The 17386-nt window shown below is 74.1% G+C and carries 3 protein-coding genes; all 3 read left to right on the forward strand.

Annotation, left to right across the window (positions count from 1 at the left end; translation table 11 throughout):
• The first annotated feature begins 63 nt into the window (after positions 1 to 63).
• Complete coding sequence (locus ACFWYS_RS24840) at positions 64 to 13752, forward strand: SDR family NAD(P)-dependent oxidoreductase (protein WP_384772916.1); 13689 nt, start codon at positions 64 to 66, stop codon at positions 13750 to 13752.
• A gap of 128 nt (positions 13753 to 13880) precedes the next feature.
• On the forward strand, positions 13881 to 16178 hold the full coding sequence (locus tag ACFWYS_RS24845) for a thioester reductase domain-containing protein (protein ID WP_384772919.1): 2298 nt from the start codon (positions 13881 to 13883) through the stop codon (positions 16176 to 16178).
• Complete coding sequence (locus ACFWYS_RS24850; RefSeq protein ID WP_384772921.1) at positions 16175 to 17329, forward strand: alpha/beta hydrolase; 1155 nt, start codon at positions 16175 to 16177, stop codon at positions 17327 to 17329. The genes ACFWYS_RS24845 and ACFWYS_RS24850 overlap by 4 nt, the downstream gene beginning before the upstream one ends.
• Positions 17330 to 17386 lie beyond the last annotated feature (57 nt).

Raw genomic sequence — 17386 nt, forward strand, 5'->3', positions numbered from 1 at the left:
ACCCGCGCCCCGCGGGCCGTACGGCCCCCGCCCATGCCCGAATCCACGAGGACACCTGTCTAGATGCCTGCGCACGAGTCCCCGAAGCAGTCCCCCAACCCGTCCCTGACCACCCCGGAGGGCGTGCGGACCTGGCTGGAGTCGGCCGTCGCCGAGGCGACCGGGCTCGACCGGCCGGCCATCGAGCCGGACCGGCCGCTCGCCGAACTCGGGCTGGGATCACGGCAGTTGGTGACACTGGCCGCCGAGCTGTCCGCGCTGACCGGCCGGACCCTGGACCCGTCCCTCGTCTTCAACCACCCCTCCATCGCCGAACTCGCCCAGGGGGTCTTCGAGGACGGGCCGACGGCGGCGGCCCATCGGGTGACCGCGAGCCCCGCTCCGGCCGGTGACCCCGTCCGGCAGCACGACGACATCGCGATCATCTCCATGGCCTGCCGCTTCCCCGGTGGCGCCGACGACCCCGAAGCGCTGTGGCGGCTGCTGGCCGCGGGCGAGGACGCCATCACCGAGGCGCCGGCGGGCCGTTGGGACACTCAGGGGCTGCACGACCCCGACCCGGACGCCACCGGCAAGGCGTACTCGCTGCACGGCGGCTACCTCACCGGCATCGACCGCTTCGACGCGGCCTTCTTCGGGATCTCACCCCGCGAGGCCGCGGCCATGGACCCCCAGCAACGGCTGCTCCTGCAGACCGGCTGGGAGGCCGTCGAACGCGCCGGGATCGTCCCGGAGACACTCAACGGCAGCTCCACGGGCGTCTACATCGGCCTGTACGACAGCGGCTACCTGGCCTCGGCCGCCCTGGATCAGCTCGACGGGCACGTCGGCACCGGCTCGGCGTCCAGTGTGGCGTCCGGCCGGATCGCCTACACGCTCGGCCTCCAGGGCCCGGCGGTCACCGTCGACACCGCCTGCTCGTCCTCGCTGGTGGCGCTGCATCTGGCGGCGCGGGCGCTGGCGGGCCGCGAGTGCGACCTCGCGCTCGCGGGCGGTGCGACGCTGCTGGTGACGCCTCGTGGGCACGTCGAGTTCAGCAGGCTGGGCGGACTGTCGCCGTCCGGGCGGTGCAGCCCGTTCTCGGCCGACGCGGACGGTGTGGTGTGGGCCGAGGGCTGCGGTGTGGTGCTGCTGAAGCGGCTGGCCGACGCACGCCGCGACGGTGACCGGATCCTCGCCGTCGTCAAGGGCTCGGCGATCAACCAGGACGGCCGCAGCCAGGGCCTGAGCGCCCCCAACGGCCCCGCCCAGGAACGCGCCTTGCGTGCCGCCCTCGACGCCGCCGGGCTCCGGCCGCACGACCTGGACCACATCGAGGCGCACGGCACCGGCACCCGGCTGGGCGACCCCATCGAGGGCCGCGCCCTGGCCGCCGTCTTCGGTCCCGACCGCCCCGCCGGCCGGCCTCTCGGCGTCGGCTCACTGAAGTCCAACATCGGCCACACCCAGGCCGCCGCGGGCATCGGCGGCGTGATCAAGACCGTACTGGCCCTCCAGCACGAACGCATACCGGCGTCCCTGCACGCCGAGGCCCCGACCGGGCACATCGACTGGGCGCACAGCGGGCTGCGGATCCTCGGCGAGGCCCGAGCCTGGCCACGGGACCCCGAGCGGGTACGGCGGGCCGGGGTGAGCGCCTTCGGGATCAGCGGCACCAACGCCCATGTGGTGCTGGAGGAAGCACCCGAAGTGCAGCCCCAGCCTCAGCCCCAGGCGTCCGGCGGCCTCACAGGGACGATCCTCTTCCCGCTGTCCGCGCGCACCCTCCCCGCGCTCCGGGGACAGGCGGACCGCCTCCTCGAAACCCTCGACCGGCAGCCCGAGTTGCCGCTCCCGGACGTGGCCGCGACGCTGGCCCACCACCGCACACACTTCGAGCACCGGGCCGTCGTCCACGCGAGTGACCGCGCCCAACTGCTCACCGCCCTGCGCGCACTCGCCGAGGACCGGCCCGACACGGACCTGACCATCGGCCCCCAACGGACCCTGCCCGCAGGGCAGTTGGCGTTCGTCTTTCCCGGGCAGGGATCCCAGTGGCCCGGCATGGCACGCGATCTGCTCGACCGCGACCCCGTGTTCGCCGAAGAGCTCGACCGCTGCGACGCCGCCCTGCGCCCGTTCACCGACTGGTCGGTGACGTCCGTGCTGCGCGGCGACGCCGGCGCCCCGGACCTGGACCGCGTCGACGTCGTCCAGCCGGTGCTCTTCGCCGTGATGGTGTCGCTGGCGGCCGTGTGGCGGGCCCGCGGCGTCCGGCCGGACGCGGTCGTCGGACACAGCCAGGGCGAGGTCGCCGCCGCCTGCGTCGCCGGGGCGCTCAGCCTCAACGACGCCGCGGCCGTGGTCGCCCTGCGCAGCCAGGCCCTGACCGAGCTGTCCGGCACCGGCACGATGGCCGTCGTGGCCCTGCCGCACACCGAGGTCGAGGCCCGACTCGCCGACCACGCAGGCCGGATCGGTGTCGCCGCCCTCAACAGCGGTCGCTCGACCGTCGTCGCCGGAGCCGTCGAGGCCGTAGAAGCCCTGGTCGGCGACCTCGACCGGGAGCAGATCTTCGTACGTCGCCTCGACGTCGACTACGCCTCCCACACCGACCGGGTCGAGCCCGTCCGTACCACGATCCTTGACGAACTCGACGGAGTCGCCACCTACCCCACGTCCGTGGCCTGGTACTCCACGGTCACGGGCGAGCCGGTCACCGAGGAACTCGACGCCGACTACTGGTACACCAACCTGCGCGAGCCCGTCCGCTTCGCGCCGACCGTCGAGCGCATGGCCGCCGACGGCTACCGCTATTTCGTCGAACTCGCCCCGCATCCTTCCTTGCTCACCGCCCTGCGCACCGTCGACGAGGACCTGGTCGCGGTCGGATCGCTGCGCCGCGACGAGGACGGCCCCGGCTGCCTGGACCGCGCCGCCGCCGAACTCCACGTCCACGGACGGCGGATCGACTGGCGCCGCCTGGTCCCGCACACCGCCCCCGCGGACCTGCCGACGTACGCCTGGGACACCCAGCGGCACTGGACCGAGCCCGCCGCCTCCGCCACCGCCCCCGGTCTCTTCGACCGCGCGGCGCACCCGTTGCTGGGCATCCAGCTCCAGTCGGCGGACGAGACCCGCTGGACCTTCCGGAACGAGTGGTCCCCGGCGACCGCCGACTGGCTGCCCGACCACACCGTCTTCGGCCGGACCGTGGTCTCGGGCACCACCCTGATGGAACTCTGCCGGGCCGCCCTCGACGTGGCCCGCCCGGACACCCCCGCCGACGTCACCGACCTGCTCCTCCTGGCGCCCCTCGTCCTGCCGGGCACCGGCACGGTCGAGGTGTCCGTCGAGGTGGTGACCGCCGGTCCCGTACCGGAGATCACGGTCCACAGCCGTCCACGCGACCAGGAGGCCACGGACTGGACCCTGCACGCCACCGCGTCCGCCGCCGAGCCGGCCGCCACGCCGGCCGACGAGCCACCGGCATGGCCCGAGACGGCCGAACCGGCCTGGACCGAGGACACCTACGAGCGGCTCACCGCACTCGGCCTCGGCTACGGCCCCGCCTTCCAGGGCGTACGCCAGGCAGCCGCGACCGGCGACGGCACCCTCCTGGCCCGCCTCTCACTGCCGCCCGTGGCCCGCGACACGGCCGACCCCTACCCGGTGCACCCGGCCCTCCTGGACGCCGCCCTCCAGGTGACCGCCGTGCTCGACACCGCCGACCAGCGGGTCCTGCTGCCGGTCGCGGTAGGCCGCTGTGTCCTGCCGCCCGGCGGCGCGAGCGACCTCACGGCGTCCGTACGCCGCACCGGCGGCTCCGGCACCGACCTCACCCTGGACGTGCGCCTGTGGGACGCCGACGGCTTTCCGGCGGGACGCCTGGAGGGGGTACGCCTGCGCGCCGTGAGTCCGGCCGACCTGAGCGGCGGCTCGGAGAACGGGCGCCACTTGTACGAGGTGGCGTGGACGGCCGTAGCGCAGGAGACGACCGGCGACGGGGGCGCTGCCGACACCGTCGTACGGTTCTGGCCCGACCCGGCTGCCGGTCTCGAACCGGCCCGCGCAGCCCATGAGTTGGCGGCCGAGGCCCTCGCCGAACTGCAGACGCTCGTCGCCCTCCCACCGGACGAGGCACCCGCACGCACCGTGTGGGTGACGCGCGGGGCCGTCTCGGCCTGCGAAGGGGACCCGGTTCCCGGGCTCGCTCAGTCGGTGCTGTGGGGTCTGGCCCGCAGCGCCCGGGCCGAGCACCCCGAGCTCGGGCTGACGCTGCTCGACATCGACGGTGACGACGCTCCGGAGTTGCCTTCCGTCGCCGCGCACGCCGATGAGCCCGAACTCGCATGGCGCGGCGGCGAGTTGCTCGCCCCGCGCCTCGTGCGGGCCCGTCCCGCGCCGCCCGGGCGCCCCGTGGCGATCCCCACCGGCGGCACGGTGCTGATCACCGGAGGCCTCGGCGCCGTAGGCCGGCATATGGCGCGCCTGCTCGCCGAGAACGGCGTCCCCCGTCTCCTGCTGACGTCCCGCCAAGGACCCGAAGACCCCCGCACGGCCGATGTCACCGCCGAACTCACCGCGCTCGGCGCCGAGGTCGAGGTCGCCGCTTGCGATGTCGCGGACGCGGCGGCGGTGGCGGACGTGCTGGCCCGTGTCGGCGACGAGGCGCCCCTGCGCGGTGTCGTCCACTGTGCCGGAGTCCTCGCCGACGGCGTGGTGGCGGAACTGACGCCCGAACGTCTCGCACAGGTGCTGCGCCCCAAAGTCGACGGCGCCACCCACCTGCACCGGCTCACCGCCGAACACCCGCTGGACCTCTTCCTGCTGGTCTCCTCGGCCGCGGGCGTCGTCGGCAACGCGGGGCAGGCCAACTACGCAGCCGCCAACGCCTTCCTCGACCAACTCGCCCACCACCGACGTGCCTTGGGCCTGCCCGGCGTCTCGGTGTCGTTCGGTGCCTGGGCGGGGGAGGGGCTCGCCGCCGAGCACGCCGACCTGGAGCGGATGGCCCGCCTCGGCCACCGCGCCCTCAGTCCCGAACAGGGCCGTGAGCTGACCGAGCTGTCCCTGCGGCGCGATGCCGCGCACCTGGTCGCCTGGGCGCTGGACCTGCCCCGGTTGCGGGCCGCCGCACCGGCCGGAGCACTGTGGCGCTCCCTGCTTCCCGCACCCCGCCCCGACCGCCACGGCGGCCCTGGTGGCTCCGGCGGTCCGGGCGGTCCCGGCGTTCACACCCTGGCCGACCGGCTGGCCCGGCTTCCGCAGGCCGAGCGTGCCGCACGCGTCCTCGCCCTGGTCCGCGAGGAGGCCGCGCACGCGCTCGGGCTGCGCTCGGCGGAGTCCGTCCGCCCCGACCAGCCGCTGCGCGACCTCGGCATGGACTCCGTGACGGCGGTCGACCTGCGCAACCGCATCAGCGCGCGCATCGGCACCAAGCTCCCCGCCACCCTCCTCTTCGACCACCCGACGCCCAACCGCCTCGCCGACCACCTGCTGACCGGCGCCCTCGCGACCACCGCCCGCGCCGGTCGTGCAGCGGCGCCCGCGCCCAAGGCCGCCCCGGACGAGCCCGTCGCCCTCGTCGCCATGGCCTGCCGGCTGCCCGGCGGCGTGAGCGACCCGGACGGCCTGTGGCGCCTCGTCGCGGAGGGACGTGACGCGGTCGGCCCCTTCCCGGCGGGACGCTGGGACGTCGAGTCGCTCTACGACCCCGACCCGGACGCCCCCGGCAAGTCCTACGCCCGCGAGGGCGGCTTCCTCGACGACATCGACTCCTTCGACGCCGGGTTCTTCGGCATCACCCCGAAGGAGGCGGCGGCCATGGACCCGCAGCAGCGCCTGCTGCTGGAGACCGCCTGGGAGTCGCTGGAGCGCGCCGGAATCGTGCCCGCCGACCTGGCGGGCAGCGGCACGGGCGTGTACGTCGGCATGTTCGGCAGCGACTACCTCTCCGGCACCCGGCTCGACCAGCTCGACGGCTACGTCGGTACGGGCTCCGCCCTGAGCGTCGCCTCCGGACGGCTCGCCTACACCCTGGGGCTCAACGGGCCCGCGATGACCGTGGACACCGCGTGCTCGTCCTCGCTGGTGGCCGTGCATCTGGCGGCGCAGGCGCTGCGCGCGGGCGAGTGCGATCTGGCGCTCGCCGGCGGCGTCACCCTGATGGTCACGCCGCAGACCTTCGTCGAGTTCAGCCGACTGCGCGGCCTGTCGCCGACCGGCCGCTGCCGCTCCTTCTCCGACGGCGCCGACGGTGCCATCTGGGCCGAGGGCGCCGGCATGGTCGTACTGAAACGACTGAGCGACGCCCGGCGCGACGGTGACCGTGTCCTCGCCGTGCTGCGCGGCACCGCCGTCAACCAGGACGGCCGCAGCCAGGGCCTGTCCGCACCGAACGGACCGGCCCAGGAGCAGGTGATCCGGCGCGCGCTGGAACAGTCCGGGCTCCGGCCCGCCGACATCGACCACGTCGAGGCCCACGGCACGGGCACCACCCTGGGCGACCCGATCGAGGCCAACGCCCTCGCCGAGGTCTTCGGCGGCACCCGGCCCGAGGGGCGCCCGCTGTACCTGGGGTCGCTGAAGTCCAACGTCGGCCACACCCAGGCGGCTTCGGGCGTGGTCGGCCTGATCAAGGTCGTGCAGTCGCTGCACCACGAGACCCTGCCGCCCACGCTGCACGCCGACACACCCAGCCGCCACGTCGAGTGGGCGGACAGCGGACTGCATCTGCTGCGCGAGCAGGTGGCGTGGCCCGCGTCGGCGGAGCGGGTGCGGCGCGCGGGGGTGAGCGCGTTCGGGATCAGCGGAACCAACGCGCATGTGATCGTGGAGGAGGCCCGGCCCCTCGGCCCCGGATCCGCGGACGAACCTCCCGCGAGCAAGGGCCTGTTGGTCCTGTCCGGCCGCAGCGAGGCGGGTCTGCGCGGCCAGGCCGCCGCTCTTGCGCGCCACCTCGCCGACGACTGCGCGGCACTGCCCGACGTGGCCTACACCCTGGCCCGCCACCGCAGCCACCTTGAGCGGCGAGCGGCGATCGTCGCCGAGGACCGCGGCGAACTGCGGTCCGTACTGGGCGAGTTGGCGGCCGGACGGGTCCCGCTTCCCCCGCCACGTGCGGAGCAGACCGGCAAGGTCGCCTTCGTCTACGCCGGACACGGTGGTCAGTGGCCCGGCATGGGGCTCGACCTGATGGGGGAGTCGGAGGCGTTCGGCGAGGAGCTGACGCGGATCGACGAGGCCGTACAGCGGCACGCCGGCTGGTCCGTGCTCAACGCGCTGCGGGCGCCCGAGGAGTTCTCCCCACTGGAGCGGACCGAGTATCTGCAACCGGCGCTGTTCGCGGTGAACGCGGCGCTCACGGCCGCCTGGCGCTCGCTGGGCGTCACCCCCGACGCCGTGACCGGCCACAGCCTGGGCGAGATCGCCGCCGCGTACAGCGCGGGCGCCCTCACCCTGGACGACGCCGTCGCCGTGGTGACCGGGCGCGCCGGGGCCGTCGTACCGGCCGTGGGCAAGGGCGGCATGCTCTCCCTGAACCTGCCGCGCCCCCGGGTCGAGGAACTGCTCGCCCCCTACCCAGGCCGGCTCTTCGTCGCCGCCGTCAACAGCCCGCACTCCACGGCCGTCTCCGGCGACGGCGACGCACTGGCCGAGCTGCGCCGGAGCCTGGACGAGCAGGGGATCGAGGCCCGGCCGCTGTCGACACCGTTCGCCTCGCACACCCCGCTGATGGCCCCGCTGCGTGCCGGACTGCTCGACCGCGTCCGCGGTATCCGGCCCGCCGCGCACCCCGCGACGGCGCTGTACTCGACGGTGCTCGCGGAGCCGGTGACCGGCGACCGCCTGGACCCGGAGTACTGGTACGCCAACCTCAGCGAGCCGGTCCGCTTCGCGGACACCGTCCGACGCATGCTGGACGACGGGTACCGCTACTTCGTGGAGCTGAGCCCGCACCCCTCGCTCGGCTCGTCCGTCGAGGCGGTGGCCGCCGACGCCGGCATCGACGCGGTGAGCGTCGGCTCGCTGCGCCGGCAACGGGGCGGGCGGGACGTACTGCTGGACAGGCTGGGAGAGTTGTACACGGCCGGTCACACGCCCGACTGGGCGGCGCTGTTCCCGGCGGGCCACCGTGTCGACCTGCCGACGTACGCCTTCGCCCGCGAACGCCACTGGCTCGCACCCGCCCCGGCCGCCGCGACCGGCGCCTCACCGCTGCTCGGCACCCATGTGGAGGCCAGCGACGAAGCCGACCGGCATCTCTTCCAGAGCGAAGTGGACCTGCGGGACAGCCGCTTCGCCTATCTGACCGACCACAAGGTCACCGGCGAGGTCTGGCTGCCCGGCGCCGCCTTCCTCGGCATGGCGCTGGAGGCGGCGTCCGCCGTGCAGGACGGCGACGACATACGGCTCGCCGACATCAGGTTCGTCAGCCCGCTGCGCCTGGACGAGTCCCGCCCGACCAGGCTGCAACTGGTCCTGCGCCCCGCCGCCGACGGCTTCCGGGACTTCACGGTCGCCTCGACGCCGGCCGGGCCCGGCGAGCGGGCACGCTGGGAACGCCATGTGAGCGGACGCATCGCCGTGGGCCGGCCGGCCGAACCCGACGCCGTCCCGGGCGAGGCGCTCACCACCCTGCGCACCCGGTGCACGGAACAGGTCGACCTCCCAGCCGTCTACGGCGCACTCGCCGCCCTCGGTATCGAATACGGCCCCGCCTTCCAGGGCCTGGAGTCGGGTCACCGCACCCACTCCGCGAGCCTCGCCCGGCTCAAGGACAGGCCCGCCGCCGGTCATCTGCTGCACCCGGCCGTCCTGGACGCCGCCTTCCACACGGCCGCGCTGCCCGGCGACGCACCCCAGGGCCGGGCGTTCGTGCCCGCCGGCGTCGGCAGGCTCCGGCACACCGGACGGCCCACCACCCCCGCCTGGGTGACCTGTGAGCTGCGCTCCACGTCCGGCGACACCGCCACCCTGGACCTTCGGCTGTACGACGAGGACGATCAACTCGTCCTGGTGGCGGAGGAGTTCGAGCTCGCCGCGCTCTCACCTCTCGACGGGGCGCTGTTCGAGACCCGCTGGCAGACTCGTCCGCCCGCCAACGAGCCGCCCGCGCCGGGGAGTTGGCTGATCCTGGCCGACGAGTCGGGTGTGGCCGCCGAACTCGCCGACCGGCTGGGTACCTCGGTGCCGTATGTGATCGCCCGCAGGGGTGAGGAGTTCGCCGCCGAGGGGTCCGGCCGCTATGTTCTGGACCCGGCCGACCCGCGGCATCTGGCCCGCCTTCTCGATGAGGCCTTCGCGAGCGAACCGCCCGAGCGAGTCGTCCAGTTGTCGGCCCTCGACGCGCCCGCGGTCGAGGACGCCGCCACGGCCGAGGAGGCCGCCCGGCTGTGCTGTCTGAGCACCCTGCATCTGGTGCGGACGCTCGCCGACCGGGCGCCGGGCCGGGCGCCCCGCCTGTTCGTCGTCGTCCGGGGCAGCCAGGCCGCCGGTGACAGCACCCAGGTGACCCGCCCCGAGCAGGCCCTTGCCTGGGGCTTCGGCCTCGCCGTGGCACAGGAGCACCCGGAGCTGCGGGCCACCCTCGTCGACCTCCCGCCGACCGACGGCACCGACGCCCTGTGGACCCAGCTGCGGGGCGCCGACGACGAACGGCTCGTGGCGCTGCGCGGTGCCGGACGGCTGGTACCCCGGCTGACCCGCACCCGCCCGGACGACGGCGGCCACGGTGCCGTCACCGCCGACGGCGTGTACCTGATCACCGGTGGTCTCGGCGGCCTCGGGCGCGTCGTCGCCGAGCGGCTGGTCCGCCGCGGCGCCCGTCGGCTGGCCCTGATGAGCCGCGGCACACCCACCGGGGACGCCGCGGACTGGATCCGGGATCTCGAAGAGCGGGGCGTGACCGTGCACTTGGCGCGCGCGGACGTCGCCGACCGCGCCGGCCTCACCACCGCCCTGGACGCCGTACGGCACTCACTCGGCCCGATCACCGGCGTCGTCCACGCGGCCGGTGTCCTGGACGACGCCACGATCGCCAACCTGACCGACGAGCGCGTCCTGCGCGTCCTCGCCCCCAAAGTCCTCGGCACCACCCTGCTCACCGAACTCACCCCGGACGCGGCGGACTTCGTCCTCTTCGCATCGGCGGCGGGCCTGCTCGGCTCGGCCGGACAGAGCCCGTACTCGGCGGCGAACGCCTTCCTCGACGCCTGGGCCCACCACCTCTCCCGCACCGACCGTCGGGCCCTGAGCCTGGACTGGGGCGCCTGGTCGGGCGTCGGGATGGTGGCCGGGTCCGGCGCCCGCGACAGCGAGACCGCCCGCTCGGGCCTGGTCGCCTTCTCCGCGCAGGACGGCGGCGAACTCTTCGAACGCGTCCTGACCACCGACCGCCGCCAGCTCGCCCCCCTGGCCCTGGACTGGGAGCTGCTGTCCCTCGACCCCGACGCGGCCCGCACCCGCCCGATCCTGGCCGACCTGATCACCGTGCCCACGGGCAGCCCCGGCACGGACGACCTGGTCAAGAAGGTGTTCGCGGCGACGTCCGACACCGAACGGGCCGTACGACTGGAGGCATACGTACGCGCCCGGGTCGGCGAGGTCTCCGGCGGCGCGGTACAGGTCTCGGCGACCACGGCCCTGAAGGAACTCGGCCTCGACTCCCTGATGCTCGTGCGGCTGCGCAATGCCTTCGCCCGTGAACTGGGCGTCGAACTCCCCGCCGCCACCGTCTTCTCGGCCGCCGACATCCGCGGCCTCGCCCAGGCCCTCGGCACGGCCCTTCCCGAACAGGCGACCACGACAGCGGAACAGCCGGAGCGCACGGCGGACACCCCGGTGACCGAACAGCACCCCGCGACCCGCGATGTCGTACGCCTGCTGCGCAGCGCCGGACCCGGTATGCCGGACGCCGCCCACGCCGTGGGCCTGGCCGTGCGCCTCACCACGCCGACCACCCGCGAGACCCTCACCGGCATCATCGCCCGCCTCACCGCACGCCACGCGGCCCTGCGCACCGCGATCGTCACCGTGGACGAGGGCGGACGGCAGCTGAGCGTGAACCGCGAAATGCCGGAACCACCGCTGCGATGGACGGTCCTTCCGCAGAGCACGGCCCTCGACGCGGCCGACCGGCTGCGCGAGCTCCTGGAGCCCCCGTTCGACCTGACTGCCGCACCCCTGTGGCGTTTCGAGCTGCTGGACGGCGGCGAACGGGGACAGATCCTGGTCTACGGCGCCCACCACGCCGTCAGCGATCTGCAGTCACTGCTGCTGGTGGCGGGCGAGATCGACACCGAACTGTCCGGCGACACGCTCGGCGACGGCGTCACCAACCGCGACGTCCACCTGCTGATCGAGGCACAGCGGACCGACGAGCAGACGGGCGGAAGCACCGACGCGAGCGAGTGGCGCGAGGCGTTCCGGGGCAGCGGGCGCCTCGATCTCACCCTGAGCCGATCGCGTCCGCAGACCCGCTCGTACCGGGCCGGCAGCGTCACCGTGCCGATCCCCGACGGGCTCACGGACCGGATCTCGGCCGCCGCGAGCCGCCTCGCCGTGACCCCGGCCGCCTTCTGCCTCGGTGCCGTGACCGTCCTGCTGGCCAGGCGGCGCGAGCGGGAGCGCTTCGTCCTCGCCGTGCCCGTCGACACCCGCATCCACGCCGACGCCTACGACGCGGTGGGCTTCTTCGGCGTGCCGGTGCCCTTCCCCGCCGAGGCGAACGCGGGAGAGCGTGTCGAGGAGGTGCTGCGCCGCACCGACGGACGTCTGCAGCGGGTGCTGACCAAGGGCGCCATGTTCTCCGACGTGCTGCCGGTGCTGGCCGGACAGGGCCTGTACCGGGCCAACGCGCCGCTGGTGGAGGTGTACTTCAACTACGTGCGCGCCGCGCGCGGGCTGACCGGCCTGGAGGTGCTGCCGGCGGGGACCGGCTACTCCGACCTCGACCTGATGATCACCATGACCCCGGACGCGGGCCGCGTCCGCCTCGACCACAACCTCGACATCCTGGACGCGGCGACGGCCACCGAGCTGGGGGAGGAACTGCTGCGTCTGCTCGCGGAGACGGCGGAGGATCCGTCGGGGCCGGTTCGTACGACGCCGACCGGACGGGCCGGTGAGGTCAGTGCGGGTTCGCCCGCCGAGGAGCCTGAGCCGCGGCAGCCGCTCACCCACACCCTCGCCCTCGCCGCCACTTTCGCCCTCGGCAACCTGCCCCTGATGTGCGAGACGGCGGTCGGCGAGTCGGCAGGGGACGGCAGCGTGACGACCGTCGCGGAGGCCCCGTACCACCACGTCCTGGCAAGCCTGCGCGACCCGTCCGGCGTGTTCACCGACCCGGCCACCACGGCGGGCGTCGTCCTGCTGCGGGCCGCGGACCTGCAACGCTTCGGCCCAGTGGACGACGCGATGCTCGCCGAACTGCGCACCGCCTACCCCGCCGCACTGCGCACGGTGGCCGACCGCACCCGCAAGCCGCTGATCGTCGGCTTCCTGCCCACCGCACAGCACGAGGACCGCCTCGGCCGGTGGGAGCAGGAGATCGCCGCCGAACTGGCCGACGTGCCCGGCATCGCCGTGCTCGGCCCCGGCGACTGGACCCGCCGACACCCCGTCGAGCAGCCCTTCGACGAGCGGACCGAACGCCTGGCCCACCTCCCCTTCACCCCGCACTTCCAGGCGGCCGTGGCCCTGCGCCTCGCCGAGGTCGTCCGTGCGGCCCGGCGTCCCGCGCCGAAGGTGATCGCGGTGGACGGCGACGAGACCCTGTGGGGCGGCGTGGCCGGGGAGATCGGCCCCGAGGCCGTCGACCTGACCGGCCCACGGGCCCTGCTCGCCCGCCGGCTGGTGCGGTGGCGGGCGGCGGGTGCGCTGCTCGTGCTGGTCAGCAACAACGACGAGGACACGGTCCGCGCCGTACTGGACCGCGCGGACAGTCCCCTGGACGCCGAGCACTTCAGCGTGCTGTCGGCGCAATGGGGCCCGAAACCCACCCGCCTGGCCGAGGCGGCCCGCACACTCGGCCTCGGTCTGGACAGCTTCCTGTTCCTCGACGACAACCCGGCCGAGATCGCCAGGATGCGGGCCGCGCTGCCACAGGTGCTGTCGGTGACCTGCCCGCCAAAGGCCGAACTTCCGGAGTTCCTGGACGGGTTGTGGCCGCTGATCCCGGCGGCGGCCACGGCCGAGGACGCGCTGCGGGCCCGGTTCTACGAGCAGGAACGTGAGCGGGACGCCGTACGGGAACAGGCCGGGTTCGAGGAGTTCCTGGACCAGCTGGAACTGGAGGTCGACATCCGGACCCTGTCGTCCGACGCCGATGTGCGGCGGGCCGAGCAACTCGTGCGCCGCACCAACCAGTTCACGCTGCGCGCCCGCTCCGCCGACGGCGGCGACGTCGCCCGGTGGCGCGAACGCGGCGAGGTCTGGACGGCGTCCGCCCGGGACCGTTTCGGCGACTACGGCCAGATCGGCCTGCTCGCCGTGCGCCGTGAGGGCGACCGACTCGACGTCCTGGCCTGGCTGATGAGCTGCCGCGCGCTCGGCCGGGGCGTCGAGGAACGTCTGCTGCAATGGCTGGCCGACCGCGCCGAGGAACTGGACTGCGCCAAGATCCGCCTGACCGCGGAACGCACCCCGCGCAACACCCCGGCCCGCCGTCTGCTGGCGGCACTGGGCGGTGGCGACCGGGACGACGAGCGGCTGGAGGCCGTGGTCACGCCGGAGCACCTGAGGACGTTCCGGTCCTGGCGGCGGCCATGACGGCACGGGGGCAGCGCCGAGGACGCGCGGACAAGCAGTCATGGGCGGACGAGCAGCCATGGGCGGACCAGCAGCGATGAGCGGACAAGCAGCGATGAAGGGACCGGGCAACACCGTGAAGGGCTCTCATGCGTGACGTGAACGACAACGGGTCGGCAGCCGCCGACCAGCGGGCGACCGCCGAGGCGATCGAGCGGGGCGGCATCGGCCTGACCGTGACCGACCTGCTGGCCAGGGTCGCGGGGCCGGCCGAGCTGGCCGAACGGCCGCGTGACCTCGGTGGACTCGCCGCCGCCATCGCAGCCGTGGCGGGCCGTCACGTCCCCGCGGGACGGCTGGCGCCCGACGCCGACTTCTTCGACGCCGGGGGCACCTCCGTGAGCGCCGTTGAACTGGTCTCGGCGCTGGAGGCGGAGCTGGGCGTGTCGGTCGACCTGGACGAGGTGTTCGCCGACGCCCGGCCGGTCGCCCTGGCCAGGCGCCGGCTCGGCAGCGCGGAAGCCGCGACCGTCGCACCGGAACCGGCTGCTCCTACGGCACTCCAGGCTTCGCCGACGGCCGCCCCGAGCCTCCTCAGCACCCCACCGGACTCCACCGCCCGCCCCGAAGACCTCACCCAGATCCTCGCCGACCTCGCCCTCGCCGACCGCCTCCCCTTCACCGCCTCGCCCGACCCCCTCCCACCCCGCCGCATCCTGCTGACCGGCGCCACCGGATTCCTCGGCAGCCACATGCTCCTGGACCTGCTGCGCCACAGCGACGCCCACGTCACCTGCCTGGTCCGGGCCGCCGACGAGGAAGCGGCCACGGCCCGGCTCGGCGAGGCGCTGAGGGGCTATGCGCTGCCCTGGTCGTCGGAGGTCCGCCGCCGCATCACCGTGCTCCCCGGCGACATCCGCGACCCCCACCTGGGCCTGTCCGACGACCTCTGGAACACCCTCGCCCACGAACTGGACAGCGTCGTCTCGGTCGCGGCCGCCGTGGACTTCCTGCGCGGCTACCAGTCACTGCGCGGCAGCAACGTCCTCGGCGCCCTCACCCTCGCCGAACTCGCCGCGACCGGCCGCCCCAAGCCGCTGCACCACATCTCCTCCATCGCCGTCTTCAACGAGGTCGGCATCCCCTCCATGGGCGAGGACGACCCCCTCGCCCACATCGACCGCCTCGTCGCCGGCTACGACCAGACCAAGTGGGCCGCCGAAGTCGCCCTGCGCCGCGCCCGCGACCACGGCCTGGTCGTCACGGCCCTGCGGCCCGGCGGCATCGGCGGCCACACGAAGACCGGCGCCTACAACGCCCAGGACCTCAGCAGCGGCCTCATCTCGGCCTTCGGCCGCTTCCGCACCGTCCCCGCGTTCCGCCAGCTCAACGCCGCCCCCGTCGACTGGGTCAGCCGCGTCGCCGTCGCCGCCATCTGCGAACCCGACGCCTGGGGCTTCGACTACAACCTCACCGGGGTGTCCAACACCCTCGACGACGTCGTCCGCGACATGGCCCTCGGCGGAATGCACGTCCGCGTCCAGGACTGGGACGAGTGGCGCACCGACGCCCTGGCCCGCCTGGAGGCCGACCCCGTCCCCGAACTGGGCTTCCTCACCCGGGTGTTGCAGAGCCCGACGGCCCTGAAGCTGTGCGAGGCGACCCTGAAGGGCCCGGCCGCCACGGCCGACCGCACGGCGGCACTGGTGGAGGCCCTCGGTCTCACGCCCGCCGCCCGCTACGACGCCCGCGCCCAGCTGAAGACGTTCGAGCGCCTCGCGAACGACGGCCTGGCCCGGCTTCCGCACAAGGACGACCAGCCCTACCTGTGGTTCACCGAGACCACCGAAGGCAGCGTCGGCCCCGTCGAAGCCACTCCCGACACCCCGTGCTCGATGTCCCTGACCCTCTCCATCGCGGGCATGCACCAGCTGGTCACGGACCGCCGCATCGACGTCCGCGGCGAGGTCACCTGCCCGGCCCTGCACCCCGCCCCGCTGACCGTGGAACGCGGCGACATCTGGATCCGCCCCGAGGAAGGCATCCCGCACCGGCACGGACTGCGCCATCAACTCCTGCGCTACCGACTGGAGTTGACCGACCTGGACGGCGGACGCTGGTGGCTGGAAGGCCACAAGTACGCCCGCGCCCGCCGCGACCTCTGGCGCCAGACCCGCGCCCTGACCGTGGAGCTCGGCCGCGAGGGCGAACCCGCGAGCCTGGCGGGCGAGGTCGTCGTCCCCGCCGACTCCTACGTACGCGACCAGATCGACGGCATCAAGGTCGACCCGCGCCTCACCAGCCAGGAGAAGCGCGCCGCCAAGCTCACCTGGCTCGCCTGGTTCGGCCTGGAGATGGGCCGCGGACTGCTCGGCCCCTTCGCCCGGGCCACCGCGGACCTGCTCGACCTGCGCCGCACCCAGACCCCCACGGAGCACCACCGATGATCTTCCGCACGACGAACCCCAGGACCCCGGCCCGGCCCGCCCTGCGCAAGGTCAGGACCACCACGACCCTGCGCCCCCTCCACCACCGCCTCGACCCGGCGAAGGTCGAGGAGATCCCGTTCACCGCGAGCGACGGCGTACGCCTCGGCCTGACCCGCATCGACCCCGGCGCCCGCGCCCGCGACCGCGACCGCCCCGCCGTCCTGCTCCTGCACGGACACACCGCGTCCGCCGACATGTTCCTGCTGCCCGAGACCCGCAACCTGGTCGACGTCCTCCTGGACGACGGCTACGAGCCCTGGCTGCTCGACTGGCGGGGCAGCTGCCGGCTCCCGTACAACGAGACGGGCCGCCGCTACACCTACGACGACGTCGCCCTCTACGACATCCCCGAGGCCGTCCGCCACATCCGCACCCGCATCGGCGACCGCCCCCTGTTCGTCGTCGCCCACTGCATCGGCTCCCTGACCCTCTCCCTGAGCATGACGGCGGGCCTGGTCCCCGGCCTGGCGGGTGTCGTCTCCCAGGGCGTCTTCCTCACCCCGAAGCTCGCGGGCCGCACCTCGCTGCGCATGACGCTGGCCGGGGAACTCCTCAAGTCCCGTATCGACCACATCCCGGTCGACTTCCGCAAGGTCGGCCTGCGGTCGAAGTACACCCCCCTGTTCGCCCTGGCCTCCCGCAGGGCGACCTGCCCGGACCCCACCTGCCAGATCCTGCACAACTCGGCGTGGGGGACCGGCGCCTCGCTCTTCGTCCACGAGCATCTGACCGACACCACCCACCAGCGCCTCGCCGAACTCCTCGGCCCCGCCCCGCTGTGGATCCTGCCGCACCTGCGCCGCATCGAACTCGCCCGCACCGTGGTCCGCTGGCACGACACCGACCACCGCTACCGGGCCCTCCCGCGGAACGCCCTCGACGCGGCCGCCGCCATCGACACCCCGGTCCTGCTCCTGTCCGGCAGCGAGAACGGCCTCTGGCTCGACTCCCAGCAGCTCTGCCGCGACGTCCTCGCCCACCGCCAGCCCCAACTGGACGTCACCTACACCGAGATACCGGGCTACGGCCACCTCGACACGTTCCTCGGCCGGGGGGCCGCCCTCGACGTCTTCGGGCACATCCTCGACTTCCTGGGCGAACGCCGGTGACGGCAGCCGGTGCGGCCGGTTACCGTACCGGTCAGTAACCAGAATCGGTGACGAGAA

This window comes from Streptomyces sp. NPDC059010 (genome assembly GCF_042740355.1).
In the GTDB taxonomy this organism is placed as follows: Bacteria; Actinomycetota; Actinomycetes; order Streptomycetales; family Streptomycetaceae; genus Streptomyces.

Coding starts and splice junctions, on each gene's coding strand:
- ACFWYS_RS24840 (WP_384772916.1), top strand. CDS start 64: ATGCCTGCGCACGAGTCCCCGAAGCAGTCCCCCAACCCGTCCCTGACC.
- ACFWYS_RS24845 (WP_384772919.1), top strand. CDS start 13,881: ATGCGTGACGTGAACGACAACGGGTCGGCAGCCGCCGACCAGCGGGCG.
- ACFWYS_RS24850 (WP_384772921.1), top strand. CDS start 16,175: ATGATCTTCCGCACGACGAACCCCAGGACCCCGGCCCGGCCCGCCCTG.